A 14,009-nucleotide genomic window follows, 5' to 3' on the forward strand; every position below is an offset into this window, starting at 1 on the left:
TGGTCCGCCGGCGGTCGGGACGGCGCGCGGCACTGAGGCGGGTGCTGGCGCGGGCGCTATCCGGACAGGCTGCGTACCAGGTCGTCGAGTTCGCGCATGAGGCGCCCGGTACGCTCCGCGCCGAATGCCGCCTCGACGGCGGCGTGGTGCGCGCCCGCGCGCCGATCCAGCCGGGCCACCAGGTCCCGGCCGAGATCGGACAGGTACACGGCCACTCGCCGCCGGTCGACGACGTCCTGTCGGCGGTAGACCAGCGCGTTGTCCACCAACCGGTCGACCGCCTTCGTGACGGTCGGATGCGGCATCAGTACCGCTTCCGCCAGATCGGTCATCGAGTGCCCGTGGCCGTCGCTGAGCGCCCGTAGGATGCGGGCCTGTTCCACGCTGACCCCCTCCGCGGCGAGAGCCACGGCCAGTCCCCGGTTGACCTGCTGCTCCGCCTCGGTGAGCAGGTACGCGAGGTGCGCGCGCAGCTTCGGCGCGGAGGAGCCCGGCATTACTGTCCGTCCCTGCGTGTCGGCCAACCCTGCCCCCTCCGCGCGGGCCCGCTTTCCCGCCGTGCGTCCGCGGCGGGGCCCGCTTTCCGCCGTGCATCCGCCGCGACTCGCTTCCCGCCGTGCGTCCGCCGCTTTGCCGCGCGCTTGGAAACGAAGATACTCGATGTCGTGGCCGAGGACGTCACACTCATCACCGACCTGTTGGAGGCTCGGCTGCTCGCGCCGGAGCCGCACCGGGCGACCCGGGTCGGTGTCGTCGTACCCACCTCCGGCACCCTCGGCATGCTCGCCCCCGCCGCGTTGAACTGCGCGTCGCTGGCCGCGGCGGAGCTCAACGCCGCCGGTGGGATCCTCGGCCGCCCGGTGGAGCTCGTCGTCATCGACGGCGGCAGGTCGCCGGCGGCGGTGGCGGCCGACGTGGCCGACCTGGTACATGTCGGTGCGGTCGCGGCGGTGGTGGGCACGCACGCCAGTGACGTGCGGATCGCGACGGTACGGGCCATCGACGCCGCGGTACCGTACGTCTACACCCCGCCCTACGAGGGCGGTGCGCACAAGCCCGGGTTGTACCTGCTCGGCGAGACGCCGGCCCGGCAACTGCGTCCGGCTCTCGACTGGCTGGTCGACCGGCGGCGGGCCCGGCGCTGGTACCTCCTGGGCAACGACTACGTCTGGCCCCGCCGGCTGCACGCGGCCGCCCGCGGTTACCTGCGCCGGGTCGGCGCAGAGGTGGTCAGCGAGCGGTACGTCCCGCGCGGCGTCACCGATCCGGACCCGCTGGTGCAGGCGGTGGGCACCGCCCGGGTGGACGCCGTCCTGCTCACGCTGGTCGGCAGCGACCTGGTGACGTTCAACCGGGCGTTCGCCGCGAGCCGGTGGAGCGCCGCGGTCCTGCGGCTGTGCGGGGCGCTGGACGAGAACGGGCTGGTCGGGGCCGGCGGGGACGACAGCGGTGAACTGTACGCGGCGATGGGCTACTTCGCGGCCGTGGCGACCGAGCCGAGCGTGGCGTTCGCGGAGCGCTACACCGCCCGGTTCGGCCCGCACGCTCCGGTGCTCAACGGGTACGGTGAGGGCTGCTACGGCGGGGTGCGGCTGCTGGCCGCCCTCGCCGACCGGGCCGGAACGCTCGGTACGCCGGCCCTCGACGCCGTCGCGGACGGCACGACCGTCGCCGGCGGGCGCGGCGAGTTCGTGTTGCGCAACCGGCACGCCGACCAGTCGGTGTACCTCGCCCGTGCGGACGGGCTGGACTTCGACGTGATCGCGGAGTTCTGAGCGGTTCCCGCGGTGTTCCGGTCGTCTCCGGGTGTCCGGGTGGTTCCGGGTCTCCGGGTGGTTCCCGTTGTCCCTGCCCGGGGTGTGGTCGTAGCTGGGACAGGCGCCCGACCGGCGGCAGAAGCGGGCGTTACCGCAGTTGGGTGAATGCCTGGTCGGCGTCGGCGACAGCCTCGGGGTGGACATCGCGGGCGGTTCGCCCGTCGGCGATCTTTTGCCAGTTGGTCCGGGCGAGTACCCGTTGGACCGCGAGTACCTGGGCGGCCCGCAGCCGGGCGGCAATGCCGGTACCGAGGGCCTCCGCCAGTGCCTCCTCGTCCTCCATCAGGTACTGGGTGAGCCGTCCCGCCAGGCTCGGTGTGCCGAAGACCAGCCGATGAAACGCCACCACCCCGGGATGGTCGTTGAGGCCGGTGACGGGATCGTAGCGGTCGAGACCGGCCCGGAAGTGCCGGTGCAGCGCCGTCACCGGCGAGACGCCGGGCTGGCGGTCACGGACCACGCGCGCGGCCTCACCGTTGTGGTCCGCGAACCGGTGCAGCACCAGGTCCTCCTTGGTCGCGAAGTACCGAAAGAGGGTCGGCTTGGAGACCTCGGCCGCCGCGGCGATGTCGTTGACCGAGACCTGGTCGAAGCCGTGCGCCAGGAACAGCGAGATCGCCGTGTCGGCGATGAGGTCGCGAGTTCGCGCCTTCTTGCGGGCCCGCAGCCCCGTCGGCTCGATCACCTAGTCAGCGTAACATTAATAACCAGGTTGCTTTTTTAACTCGGTAATGCTTTGGTGGGAGGGTGACTCAGACAGATGTTCTTGTGGTTGGTGCCGGCCCGACCGGCCTGACCCTCGCGTGTGATCTTGCCCGGCGTGGCGTCGCAGTGCGCATCGTCGATCGGGCGCCGGAGTTCCCGGGCGGTTCCCGCGGTAAGGGGTTGAGCCCCCGCAGCCTGGAAGTGTTCGACGACCTCGCGGTGATCGACCGGATGCTGGCCGCCGGGATCACCCACCTGCCCCATCGCAAGTACCAGGGCGCCGAGGTGGTCGCCGAGGTCGACCCCGAGGCCGGAAAGGTACCGACGCCCGACGTCCCGTACCCGACCGGCGTGCTGATCCCCCAGTGGCGGGTGGAGCAGATCCTGCGCGAACGGCTGGCCGACTTCGGCGTCGCCGTCGAACTGGGCGCCGAGCTGCGCGACGTCAGCCAGCACGCCGACGGCGTGATCGCCACGGTCGGCGAGGCCCAGATCCAGGCGCGGTACCTGGTCGGCTGCGACGGCGGCCGCAGCACCGTCCGCAAGGTGCTCGGCCTGAGCCTGCACGGCCACACGCCGGACGTCCAGCTCATGGCCGTCGGCGACGTCGAGGTCGACGGGCTCGGCCGGGACGCCTGGCACCAGTGGCTCACCGGCAACGGCGGGATCATGCTGTGTCCGCTCCCCGGCACCGACGCCTTCCAGGTGCAGGCAACACATGAACTCGACCGGGACGGTTCGCCACTGGAACCGACCCTGGAACGATTCCAGCAGACCTTCGACCGGATCGCCGGCATTCCGGGCATACGGCTGCACAATCTGGCGTGGCGCTCAAGCTACCGGGTCAACGTCCGGATGGTCGACCAACTCCGGGTGGGCCGCGTCTTCCTCGCCGGGGACGCCGCGCACGTACACCCGATCGCGGGCGGGCTCGGCATGAACACCGGGATCCAGGACGCCTACAACCTCGGCTGGAAGCTGGGCCTCGTGCTAGCCGGCAACGCCACGTCAGGCCTGCTCGACACGTACGAGGAGGAACGGCTGCCGATCGCGAGCTGGCTGCTCGACATCACCTCGGAACTGCTCGACGTCGTGCTCGACGCGATCAAGGAGAAGGGCGGTGGTGTGGACGCGGCGGCCACGTCCGAACTCAGCCAGCTCATGCTCCGGTACCCGTGGAGCCGGCTCTCCCGCCAGACCACCAGCCGACCCACCGGTCCTCGACCGGGCGACCGGGCACCGGACGCGCCGCTGCGCGACGCCGCCACCGGCACGCCGACCCGTCTCTTCGATCTCTTCCGCGGACCGCACTTCACCCTGCTCGGCCTCGGCGAACGCTGCGCCCCGGTGCTCGGCGACGTCGAAACCGACATCGTCAAGCCCTACCTTGTCGGGCCAGGCGGCCTCCTGGACGACGACGGACACGTGGCACACGCGTATGGCACCGACGCCCTGATCCTCGTCCGCCCGGACGGACACGTCGGGCTGGTCGCCCACCCAACGGAGACGGGAAGCGTTGCCGAATACCTCCGCTCCTTGTGAGGCGTTCGGGACCCACTCGGGTGTGCCAGGGCTGGAACCGGCGTCCGCTCATCGGCTTGGTGGGGATGATTCGACACGTCGCGCGGTGCATTCGATCAGCGTGGCCCTGGATCAGTGCATTCGATCAGCGTGGCGTTGGATCACGGCGGCCCTGCGTCGCCGCGGCCGGGGGCGTGGCCTCCCCACTCGCGAGGGCGGCCAGGCTGGTCACCTTGTCGTTGAGGACGTCCTCGTCGAAGCGTGGCGCGCTGCAGCCGTCTGGAATGTTGTACTGCCAGATGGTCCAGGTGCTCCAGCCCGCTGGCAGCGCCGGCCTGCTGCGACAGTCGGCGACGTCGAGAAAGTACTTCCCGAATGAGGTGTCGCTGGCGGTGCAGGGGTTCCACCAACTCGCGGCGGTGTAGATCATGGGTATCTGGCCGGTACGGGCCTGCAACCTGTCGAGGAAGGCGTGCAGCCACGAGGTGATCTGGCCCGGGGTGAGGTTGTAACAACTGTTGACGCCGCTGAACCAGGGCCATTCCATGTCCACGAACGGCGGCAACGTCCTCCCGTCGCGGGTCCACTGCATACGGTCGTAGAAGTGGTCCGCCTGCCCCACCGGGTTGCCCAGGTCGGGACGACCGAACGCGTACGCACCGACGTAGATGCCCTGGCCTTTCGCGCTGTTGTAGTCGCTGGCGAAGTACGGGTTGGTGTACGAGGTTCCCTCGGTCGCCTTGACGTAGGCGAACTTTATGCCGGATGCGGCGAGGCCGGGCCAGTCGACCGTCTTACCGCTACCGTGGTCGTGGCTTGAGACGTCGATACCGGTGACGGGGTAGCCGGCTGGCGCATCGGGCAGCGCCGTGCCACCCGACCTCGGCCTGCCGAGGGGGTGTTGCTGGACGGTGCCCGGTCGGGCGCCGCCTGGAGGGCCGCCGGCGGCGCTGGCATGGCCGCCTCCGTTGAGGATCGCGGGTGACGACGCCTCGGCCGCGGCGGGTGGCGCAGCGGTGAGGATCGCCGTAGCCGCGATGACCGCGGCGCCGTGGACAAGACTCATCCGCCGTAGGGGCAGTCTCATCATTGCTCCATGGGGTCGTAGGTCGTGTGCGATGAATGCCTTGGCTCTCCATGGCGGCAGCGTGCGAACTCTCCGGATTCGACGGCGTGCGGCAGCGCACGGTCCATGTCGGTTTGTCGGCGGGTGGCTACGAACGTCGGGTCGCCACGAACGCCGGGTGGCAACGAACGTCCGACCCCAGCCATCGCCCTGGTCGGGTCCCCGCCCGGCCACCGGGCATGGTGTCCACGGTCCAGGCACGCCATCGTCGGTCCAGGCACGCCATCGTCGTTGACATCAACCCATGTGACATCAGCCCTCGTGCCCGACGGATCCATCGGCGGTCGTGCCGGTGGATTGACGACCAGCTTGTCGTGCCGGCAACGCGGCAGGTCGCCGCGGCCCTCGCGTGGATGGAAGGACCGGTATCGATTACGTAGTAGGTGGTGGCACGGGTGGGCGTTGACCTGGCCGTCGCTCTGTTCGTGACCACGTTGTGGCACCTACCGGGCAGGTGGGTGGGTGAAGGGGACGACGTGACCGGAGTGTCTATGGGCCGGGACGAGGTTGCGGGCCGGCCGTGGCGCTACCGTTCCTGACGCACGTTCTATCGCACGCTGTTTCCGCTGTGGTACGTCCTGCACCGGGAGAACCCGGGATGGCGCTGGCTCTCCCCAGAGGACGGGGCGTGAAACCTCGGCGTATCCGAGGCCCCGGGTTCCGCCCGGGTGGTCCGTCACCGGAACCCGCGGCGAGTGTCTGCCCTACCGTTCGAGTGGGCCGTTCGCACGGTAGGGTCCGGCAGAATACCCAGATCAGAGCATGATGACCGGGTACATGTTGCCGGCCCGGGTGCCCACCGCCAACGGCCCCAGCGCCACCCGCCCAGCGGCGAACGGTTTGCTGAACAGTTGGAACCGCCGGTACGTGGTGTCGCCCTCGTAGTCGGTGAGCTGGGTGCCGCTGTCGGTCCAGGTGGCGTCCACCCACGCCGGTCGGCCGAGCCGGGTGTCGACCGCGACGACCACGGTCGCCGGGGCCGTGATGGTGAAGGCGGCCAGCGGGTCCGCCGTAGCCGTACGGGAGTCGTCGGCGGTCCGGATCCAGCGCGCGCCGAGCAGGTCCGCCGGCACGCTGGCCACCGTTGTCGTCCGGTCGCCGTACAGGCTGACGCCCGGCTGAAGGTCGGACTGGACCGACCAGTCGGCGGCGTTGTCGGGGTCGGAGACGACCAGATCGGTGACGACGAGGTCGACGCCGCCGGTGATGCTCAGGCCGGCGCGCGCGTACTGGGTGGCGGTCGGGTCCGCGCCGACGACCGTGACGGTGTACGGCCCGTTGCGGGTGTCCGGGAGGGTCGTGACCGTCAGGGTCGAGTACCCGCCGGGCCGGACCGTCGGCGGGTCGAAGCGCGCCGTCGCGCCCGGCGGCAACCCGGTCGCCGCGAGCGTCACCGGGGCCGGCCGGCCGGACGTGGCGGCGGTGCGCACCGTGTACGCCACCGCGCCGCCGGCGACCCCGGTCCGGGTTGCGGGCTCGACGCGCAGCGAGAAGTTGTCGACGGTCATGCGGCAGCCCGGCGTCGAGTCGGGGGTGCTCAACCGGAGCGCCGCGTCGCGGCCGTTTGTCAGGCAGTACCCGGCAACCGACTGGAAGCCGACATCGAACGGGCTGCCGGCGCCGCGCCGCGCGGTGACCCGGCGGAGCGTGACGTCCCGGCCGGCGTTGACGATGACGGCGGGCCGCGCATCGACGGCGGCCAGGTCGAACGAGCTGTCGTCGAACCGGACCCCGGCGACGTTGTGCAGGTAGAACCCGTACGCGGGGCGGGTGCTGAGACTGCTGGGGTTGTAGTCGCCGTTGTCGGACGGCACCACGTTGGGGTCCATGGCGGCGTGCCCGCCGGGCAGGGTCAGGTGCACGTCGTGGAAGGTCACGTCGCGGATCTCATGGCCGGGCTGGCCCCAGAGCGTGGGGCTGAAACTGCCGGCGTCGGTACCCCTGACGTTGGTGTAGTGGACGTCGCTGATACTTCCGGTGCCCGGGTCGGTGCCGCAACGCCGCCGGGTCTCGACCTTCTGGGTGATCGGCGACGCGGTGCCGGACATCGTCACGTCGTCGTAGTGGACGTCCGAGATGCGGGCGCCGTCCATCGACACCATGCCCAGGCCGGACTTCCCGGCGCCGGTGATGGTGATGTGGCTGAAACGGTAGTGGGAGAAGTCGCCGCACGTCTCGGAGCCGAACATCAAGGCGTTGCAGCAGCGCGCCGACAGGTGCGCGTTGGCGACGACGACGTTCCCGTTGGGCAGGGTCGCGCCCAGTGCCCAGTCGCTCTTGAACGCCAGCGCGTCGTCGTTCGAGGCGATGGTGATGTTGGTGATGAGCACGTTGCGGGTACTGATGATGTTCCAGCCGTCCCGGTCGCTCGCCGTGTCGATGGTCAGGCGGTCGGAGAAGACGTGGTCGCAGCCGTTGATGAGCATCGCGAAGTGCCCACCCCGACGCAGCGTCAGACCGCCACCGACGACCAGGCCGTCGCAGCGGGTCAACGAGATCAGCTTGTCGGCCTGCCCGGGCTTCGGGTTGCCGGTGATGAAGTTCCCGCCGCCATCGATGACACCGGAACCGAGGAAGCCGACGTTGCGGAGGTTGTCGCCCCAGATCATGGCGTTGTGGAAGTGACTGTGGCCGAAGTCCTGGTACCTGTCGTTGGGGTTGGGTTCCGGGGGGTCGTACCCGGTCGGCGCGCCGAGCAGGGTCGCGCCCGCGTCGAGCAGGAGCGTCACGTTGCTCATCAGGTGGATCGACGAGCCGGCGAGATAGGTACCGGGCGGGAACCGTACGATCCCGCCACCCGCGGCGTTGGCCGCCGCGATCGCCGCGTCCACGGCGGGGGAGTCGTTGGTCGTCGCGCCGCCGGTGGCGCCGAAGCTTCTGACGTCGAAGACGCGCCGGCCGCCGACCGGATCCGCCACGGTCGGGTGGGCCGAGGTTGACTGTGCCGGGGTCGACTGTGTTGGGGTCGACTGTGCCGGGGTCGACTCGTTCCACGCCGGCTTGATTCCCGCCGGCGCGACCCCTGCCGGTGCGGAGGCCGCCGCCGGCGCGGTGCCGACGGCGAGGAGTATGGCCAGCGAGGCGAGCGCCGACCTGGCGCCCCTGCGCAGTGCGGTCCCGAACACGAGGCGCCCCTTTCGCGTGTACCGATCCGGGGGTCACGCTATGGGCGGCCAAGACATCGATCAACGATGATTCCCACAGGGGGAAATCCTTATCCTGTCGGTGTCGGTGTCGGTGTCGGTGTCGGTGTCGGTGTCGGTGTCGGTGTCGGCCGGAGCCACGTTCCCGTGGTCGCCGGTAGAGTGCGGGCCGTGGCCAAAATCCATCCGGGAGCGACTCTCGTGCCGCACTTCCGCGATTTCCTGCCGGTGTGGGTGGCGCGGCAGCCGTGGTACCGGGGAACCGGCAGGCCATCGCTGTCTCCCGTCGGCTTCTTCCGGCTTGAGGACCCGGATGGCGAAGTGGGGATGGAAACGCATCTGGTTCGAGACGGGGATACGGTCTATCAGATTCCGATGACCTACCGCGGCTCGCCCCTCGCGCAGCATGCTGTGGGTGCGTCCGATCCGCTCATCGCGACGGCCGAGCACAGCGTGCTGGGAACCCGGTGGATCTACGACGGTCCAGGGGATCCGGGATGGGTGGCCGAGGTGTTGCGGTTGGTCGGCAACGGTGGGGTGACCGAGCCGGGTGGCCGACGAGGCGTCGGGCCGGCCGGGGCCCGCGGACACCTCCTCGTGTCCCGTGCTCCCGCGTTCGACGCGGTCGTCATCGACCTGCTTCGGGTGCTGACCCCCGGTCGCCCCGGCGTTCTCCCGGACGCTGTCGGTCTGATGACAGGGACCTGGTACCCGGACGGACCCGACGCGCCGGCCGTGGAGGGATGCCTCGCGGTGATCCGCGAGAAGCGCGGATGATCGTCTGATCGCGGCGGGCCCAGCGAGGTAAGGGAGATTCGCGGGGAGCGGAGTCGGGCCAGGCGGGGTAAGGGCCGGTGGAGCCGGGCCGGGCAGACGTCAGGCTGGGTCGAGCCAGTGCCGGGCGCCGATGATGATGAGGTGGAGCTGCTTGCTGGCGGCCAGGAGGATCTGGCGTTCGACCTCGGGCTGGCCGGGTGGGGTGTCCACGATCGCCGCCGCGGTCGCGATCATGTGATTGACGATCAGGCTGGTCAGGATCCGTACGTCCTCGTCGTCCCACCTGGCCAGTACCTCGGCGGCGGCACCGTCGCCGCTGAGCAGGTCGACCGCCAGTTCTTCGCCGACGAGTCGGAGTTGCTCGCGGATCGCCTGCCGGACCAGGTTCATGCCGCCGTAGCGCTCCCGCGCGATGAAGCGGAACTGCTCGCGCTGTGCACGTACCTCTCGGGCCAGTACGTCGACGGAGCGGCGGGCGATCTCCTCGCTCTCGGTCAGTCCGGCGCGTACGGCGCGTAGGGCGGTCCGCAGCCCGCCGAGTGACTGTTCGACCAGTGCGACCCCGAGGCTCTCCATGTCGGGGAAGTGCCGGTAGAAGCCGGCCGGCACGATGCCTGCGGCGCGGCTGACCTCGCGCAGACTCACCCCGCCCAGGCTCTGATGCTCCGTCAGCCGCAGGGCGGCCTGCAGCAACGCCTGCCGCGTCTGGAGCTTCCGGGTGGCGCGTGGCCCGAGAGTATGGGTCATGTCACGTAGTAAACACCTGTTCGCCGAGCGCCGAGTAGGCCAGGCTTAGTTCAGTAAACAGTTGTACGCCGAAAGGGGTCATCATGGTCGCCCTCGTGGGTGCCCTCATGGTCGGTCTCCTGGTCGTCGGCACCGCCGCGCTGAGCGGACATCCGCTGCCGATGATCGTGGTTGCCCTGGTGGTCGGCTGCGTGATCGTCGCCATCATGTGGCGGGTCCGGACGCTGGCCGAGTCGCGCTCGGTCGACGCCCCCAACGGTCGGCGCCGCTGACCGTCGTCCTTGCCGGCAGTCGTCCTTGCCGGCAGTTGTCCCCGCCGACAGGGGCGCCTGTCTCATCGGCAGCGGTCACCACTGACGAATGAAGGGAGCGCACATGAACGTCGTCAAACGCCAGGCCTACGCGAGACTCGACGATCGGGCGGCGGCGGCGCTGCTGTGCGGCGCGGTCGGACTGTTCCTGTTCAACATCGTGTTCGGGCCGATCGCGATCGTTCTGGGTGCCCTCGCCGCCCGCAGGGAGGGGACGAGTCGCCTCGGCCGGGCAGCCGCCCTGTTCGGGATCGGGCTCGGCATCGCCGACCTGGTCGTCCTCGCCGTCCTGTTGGCCAGCAAGGTCCACGGCGGTGCTCTGGACTGGTACATCGGCCACTGACCATACCGACGAATGCGACCGTACCGCGGTCGCAGTTCGGCCGCTGACGAGCGCTGGGGGGTGTTCGGATCAGCGGATCCGCTCTCCGGTCGCGGTACGGGCCGGGGTGGGCGGAGCGGTCGCGGGCGCCTCCCGGCATCGTCGCCGGCCGGGAGGCGCCCGAGACACGCGGCGCCCGAGACACGCGGCGCCCGAGACACGCGGCGCCCGAGACACGCGGCGCCCGAGACACGCGGCGCCCGAGACACGCGGCGCCCGAGACACGCGGCGCCCGAGACACGCGGCGCCCACGACACGCGGGCATCGCTGTTGCGTATCGGGATCCGGCGTCGAGATCCGGCGCGTCGTCCGCTTCATGTTGTGGCGTCAGCGGGACGGGTACCCCGGTGGTATGGCCGACAGACTGGCGGTGTACCGAGGCAAGAGGTCGGCGTCGCGCACGCCTGAACCGATACCGGCCGAGGGGCCGTTGCCCCGCGGCGACGACGACACCTTCGTCATCCAGGAGCACCACGCCCGGCGGCTGCACTGGGACTTCCGACTGGAGCACGACGGTGTCCTCGTGTCGTGGGCGCTGCCCAAAGGTCTCCCGGACGAGCCGCGCACCAACCACCTCGCCGTGCACACCGAGGACCACCCCCTGGAGTACGCGTCCTTCTCCGGCGAGATCCCGCGCGGCGAGTACGGCGGCGGCTTGGTGACGATCTGGGACCGGGGCGAGTACGAGTGTGAGAAGTGGACCGACCGCGAGGTGAAGGTGGTCCTCCACGGCGGACGCGCGCGGGGACGGTACGCGTTGATCCGCACCCACGGCGAAAACTGGCTCATCCATCGGATGGAGCCGCCGGCATCCGGGCCCACACCGGCGGTCAGGACCGCGCAGGCAGGGCCGCTGCCAGGACTGATCCGTCCCATGCTGGCGACCCTGGGTGAGCTGCCGCCACCGACCGAGGACCCGAACGTCGGGTACGAGATGAAGTGGGACGGGCTTCGTGCGGTCGTGTACATCGCCGAGGGTCGGGTACGCGTCGTGTCGCGCAACGACCGGGACGTGACCGTGGCGTATCCGGAACTGCAGGATCTCGCCGCGGCGCTGGGCCCGGTCCCGGCGGTGCTCGACGGAGAGATCGTGGCCTGCGACCCGACCGGCCGGATCTCGTTCAACGCGCTCCAGCCGCGCATGCACGTCCGGGACCGCGCGCAGATCCAGCGACTACGCGAGCGGACCCCGGTGACGTACCAGATCTTCGATCTGCTCCACCTGGGCGGCCACGACACGATCAGCCTGCCGTACGTGCAGCGCCGCGAGTTGCTGGAGGACCTGCGGCTGTCCGGGTCGCACTGGGACACCCCGGCGTACACCAGAGGTGGCGGTGCCCGGGCGCTCGCGGACTCGGCGCAGCGGCGGTTGGAAGGGATCGTGGCCAAGCGGCTCGACTCGGTCTACGAGCCGGGGCGGCGCTCGGACGCCTGGATCAAGGTCAAGCACACCAGGACCCAGGAGGTCATCATCGGAGGCTGGAGCCCGGGCCGGGGCCGGCGGGCCGGGACGATCGGCGCGCTGCTCCTGGGTATCCCGGGTCCCGACGGGTTGGAGTACGTCGGGCAGGTCGGTACCGGTTTCAATCGGGAGACGCTCGACGACCTGTACCGCGCACTGCGACCGTTGGAGCGCAAGACCTCACCGTTTGCCCGTCCGTTACCCACGCGGGACGCCAAGGACGCCCGTTGGGTCACGCCGAAGCTGGTGGGTGAGGTGCAGTTCGGTGAGTGGACCCGCGACGGGCGGCTGCGCCAGCCGACCTGGCGCGGGCTGCGCCCCGACAAGTCGCCGGACGAGGTCGTACGGGAGAGTTGATGCCCGGGCGGTTCCCGCGTGGTGGGTCGGCGGCAGTGACGCGCGGTGCCGGCGCCCGGGCGGACCGCACCCGGAGCCGGCACCGGTACCTGTCGCCGTCAGGGCTTGCGGCCGACCGCCCCCAACATCACGGCGGCCTGGGGATGACGTTCGCCGCCCTCGGGGTCGGGGTGCCAGTCGTCGACCTGTACGACCCCGGGTTCGAGGATCTCCAGACCGGCGAGCAGCCCCTCGATCTGCTTGGCGGTACGTGGCTGGCCGGGGGTGGGTGTGTGCTCGTACAGCTTCCGGATCGCCTCGATCTCCCGCTCGTGGGAGAGGTCGGTGACGTGCGAGATCGCGATGTAACTGCCCGGCGCCAATGCGTCGCGGAACGTGGCGACGATGCCGCCGGGGTCGTCGCTGTCCGGGACGAAGTGCAGTACGGCCATCAGCAGGACCGCCACCGGCTGGGAGAAGTCCAGCAGGTCGAGTACGCGCGGGTGGCCGAGGATCGCGGTGGGCCGACGCAGGTCCGCTTCGATGGACGCGGCACGCGGGTCGTCGGCCAGGATCGCCTGGCCGTGCGCGACGGCGACCGGATCGATGTCGACGTAGACGACCCGGACGTCAGGCGCGGACTTCTGGGCCACCTCGTGCACGTTGCCCAGGGTGGGGATGCCCGAGCCGATGTCGAGAAACTGCCGTATCCCGGCCGCGGCGAGCCGACGCACCACCCGGCCGAGGAACGCCCGGTTCGCGTGCGCCGCGTAACCGAAGCCGGGCATGACCGCCTCGACCCGGGTCACGAACTCCCGATCGACGGCGAAGTTGTGGTATCCGCCCAGGAAGTAGTCGTAGGCCCGGGCGACATTGGGCACGGTGATGTCCACACCGTCCGGTACCCAGTTCGGCAGTTCCAACCTGCGCTCCTCATGTCGGTCACACACGTCAGTCGGCACTGGTTCACCGATGGGCGCCGAAGCATTGCCGGTCGGTACCGGCGCCCATCGGCACTCACCGGTCGGCGTCGGCTCGGCAGCGACAGCCATAACTTTTTCGTATCGTGCGGGTGCGATCAAGCGTTCGGCGGCCGAAATGGCGTCGGCCTCCGTCGCCACATCTATCGCCGGGTCACGGCTCGCAGTTGTCCCTCGGCGACCAGCATCATCGCGTCGATCTGGGCCAGGAACGCCTCACCGAAGCCGCGCAGCCAGCCGCTCAGTAGCTGGAGCTCGTCCGCCGCGCGGGCCCGGTTGCGGGGATCCGCCAGGAATGCCGAGACCATGTCCTCGACGAACAGGCGGGCGCGGACCCGGGCGTGGTACAGCTGCTGCCCGCTGCTTTGTGGGTCGCCGTCGACGGCGCTGTCGGCGCACGCGACGGCCAGGTTCAGGTACGTCTCCGTGTAGCGCTCCACCTCGTGGACCAGCCAGCCGTTGTGGCGAGGGGGTCGGGGCTGCGCGGGGGCCCGGTCCACGTCGGCGCCGTGTTCGCGGTAGAAGCTCCGCAGCCGGTCAACCTCGGCACGCAGGGCGGCGTAGTCCCGCTCGACGGCCTCCAGCGTGTCTGCGGCCCGCTGGGCGAAATCGTTGACATCGTCTTCGGAGTAGCCGCGCCAGGCCAGTTGGGATTGACGGAAGGTCGCGCTACGGGCTTCGTCGGCGGTCAGCATGCGTCGG

The 14,009-nt window shown here is 70.4% G+C and carries 13 protein-coding genes; 6 read left to right on the forward strand and 7 right to left on the reverse strand.

Features of this window, described 5'->3' with window-relative positions; translation table 11 throughout:
- Positions 1–56 precede the first annotated feature (56 nt).
- A complete protein-coding gene (locus ACNTMW_RS19575) occupies positions 57–497 on the reverse strand; it encodes a MarR family winged helix-turn-helix transcriptional regulator (protein WP_426635121.1) in 441 nt (146 codons plus the stop codon).
- A gap of 168 nt (positions 498–665) precedes the next feature.
- Here ACNTMW_RS19575 and ACNTMW_RS19580 point away from each other — a divergent pair, with 168 nt between their 5' ends.
- Positions 666–1,775, forward strand: a complete 1,110-nt coding sequence (locus ACNTMW_RS19580; RefSeq protein WP_426635122.1) for a substrate-binding domain-containing protein — start codon at positions 666–668, stop codon at positions 1,773–1,775.
- A 130-nt stretch (positions 1,776–1,905) separates the two neighbouring features.
- Here ACNTMW_RS19580 and ACNTMW_RS19585 read toward each other — a convergent pair whose 3' ends face one another.
- Complete coding sequence (locus ACNTMW_RS19585) at positions 1,906–2,502, reverse strand: TetR/AcrR family transcriptional regulator (RefSeq protein WP_426635123.1); 597 nt, start codon at positions 2,500–2,502, stop codon at positions 1,906–1,908.
- A gap of 62 nt (positions 2,503–2,564) precedes the next feature.
- Between ACNTMW_RS19585 and ACNTMW_RS19590 the strand changes: the two genes are divergently transcribed.
- Positions 2,565–4,064 (forward strand): FAD-dependent oxidoreductase, encoded by a 1,500-nt coding sequence (locus ACNTMW_RS19590; RefSeq protein WP_426635124.1) that lies wholly within the window; start codon positions 2,565–2,567, stop codon positions 4,062–4,064.
- 124 nt (positions 4,065–4,188) lie between these two features.
- Here the strand turns inward: ACNTMW_RS19590 and ACNTMW_RS19595 are convergent, their stop codons facing one another.
- Positions 4,189–5,109: a GH25 family lysozyme gene (locus ACNTMW_RS19595; RefSeq protein ID WP_426635125.1), complete on the reverse strand. Its 921-nt coding sequence runs from the start codon at positions 5,107–5,109 to the stop codon at positions 4,189–4,191.
- Between the two features lie 815 nt (positions 5,110–5,924).
- A complete protein-coding gene (locus ACNTMW_RS19600) occupies positions 5,925–8,294 on the reverse strand; it encodes a glycosyl hydrolase family 28 protein (protein ID WP_426635126.1) in 2,370 nt (789 codons plus the stop codon).
- 189 nt (positions 8,295–8,483) lie between these two features.
- Here ACNTMW_RS19600 and ACNTMW_RS19605 point away from each other — a divergent pair, with 189 nt between their 5' ends.
- Positions 8,484–9,089: a maltokinase N-terminal cap-like domain-containing protein gene (locus ACNTMW_RS19605; protein ID WP_426635127.1), complete on the forward strand. Its 606-nt coding sequence runs from the start codon at positions 8,484–8,486 to the stop codon at positions 9,087–9,089.
- Between the two features lie 99 nt (positions 9,090–9,188).
- On the opposite strand, the gene ACNTMW_RS19610 is transcribed toward ACNTMW_RS19605, so the two are convergent.
- Complete coding sequence (locus ACNTMW_RS19610) at positions 9,189–9,836, reverse strand: TetR family transcriptional regulator (protein ID WP_426635128.1); 648 nt, start codon at positions 9,834–9,836, stop codon at positions 9,189–9,191.
- A gap of 83 nt (positions 9,837–9,919) precedes the next feature.
- Between ACNTMW_RS19610 and ACNTMW_RS19615 the strand changes: the two genes are divergently transcribed.
- The 3 genes from ACNTMW_RS19615 to ligD all read left to right on the forward strand — a co-directional run bounded on the left by ACNTMW_RS19615 (position 9,920) and on the right by ligD (position 12,348).
- On the forward strand, positions 9,920–10,108 hold the full coding sequence (locus tag ACNTMW_RS19615; RefSeq protein WP_426635129.1) for a hypothetical protein: 189 nt from the start codon (positions 9,920–9,922) through the stop codon (positions 10,106–10,108).
- A 103-nt stretch (positions 10,109–10,211) separates the two neighbouring features.
- A complete protein-coding gene (locus ACNTMW_RS19620) occupies positions 10,212–10,490 on the forward strand; it encodes a hypothetical protein (protein ID WP_426635130.1) in 279 nt (92 codons plus the stop codon).
- A gap of 391 nt (positions 10,491–10,881) precedes the next feature.
- Complete coding sequence (ligD, locus tag ACNTMW_RS19625) at positions 10,882–12,348, forward strand: non-homologous end-joining DNA ligase (RefSeq protein WP_426635131.1); 1,467 nt, start codon at positions 10,882–10,884, stop codon at positions 12,346–12,348.
- A gap of 98 nt (positions 12,349–12,446) precedes the next feature.
- Here the strand turns inward: ligD and ACNTMW_RS19630 are convergent, their stop codons facing one another.
- Both ACNTMW_RS19630 and ACNTMW_RS19635 read right to left on the reverse strand, forming a co-directional pair.
- Positions 12,447–13,250: an SAM-dependent methyltransferase gene (locus ACNTMW_RS19630; protein WP_426635132.1), complete on the reverse strand. Its 804-nt coding sequence runs from the start codon at positions 13,248–13,250 to the stop codon at positions 12,447–12,449.
- 200 nt (positions 13,251–13,450) lie between these two features.
- Positions 13,451–14,002 (reverse strand): DivIVA domain-containing protein, encoded by a 552-nt coding sequence (locus ACNTMW_RS19635; RefSeq protein ID WP_426635133.1) that lies wholly within the window; start codon positions 14,000–14,002, stop codon positions 13,451–13,453.
- Between the last annotated feature and the right edge of the window lie 7 nt (positions 14,003–14,009).

It is taken from the genome of Planosporangium spinosum (assembly GCF_049999945.1).
In the GTDB taxonomy this organism is placed as follows: Bacteria; Actinomycetota; Actinomycetes; order Mycobacteriales; family Micromonosporaceae; genus Planosporangium; species Planosporangium spinosum.

Excerpts from the sequence above, each read along its gene's own strand:
- ACNTMW_RS19575 (WP_426635121.1), bottom strand. The coding sequence starts at position 497 with ATGCCGGGCTCCTCCGCGCCGAAGCTGCGCGCGCACCTCGCGTACCTG.
- ACNTMW_RS19595 (WP_426635125.1), bottom strand. The coding sequence starts at position 5,109 with ATGAGTCTTGTCCACGGCGCCGCGGTCATCGCGGCTACGGCGATCCTC.
- ACNTMW_RS19610 (WP_426635128.1), bottom strand. The coding sequence starts at position 9,836 with ATGACCCATACTCTCGGGCCACGCGCCACCCGGAAGCTCCAGACGCGG.
- ACNTMW_RS19615 (WP_426635129.1), top strand. The coding sequence starts at position 9,920 with ATGGTCGCCCTCGTGGGTGCCCTCATGGTCGGTCTCCTGGTCGTCGGC.
- ACNTMW_RS19620 (WP_426635130.1), top strand. The coding sequence starts at position 10,212 with ATGAACGTCGTCAAACGCCAGGCCTACGCGAGACTCGACGATCGGGCG.
- ligD (WP_426635131.1), top strand. The coding sequence starts at position 10,882 with ATGGCCGACAGACTGGCGGTGTACCGAGGCAAGAGGTCGGCGTCGCGC.
- ACNTMW_RS19635 (WP_426635133.1), bottom strand. The coding sequence starts at position 14,002 with ATGCTGACCGCCGACGAAGCCCGTAGCGCGACCTTCCGTCAATCCCAA.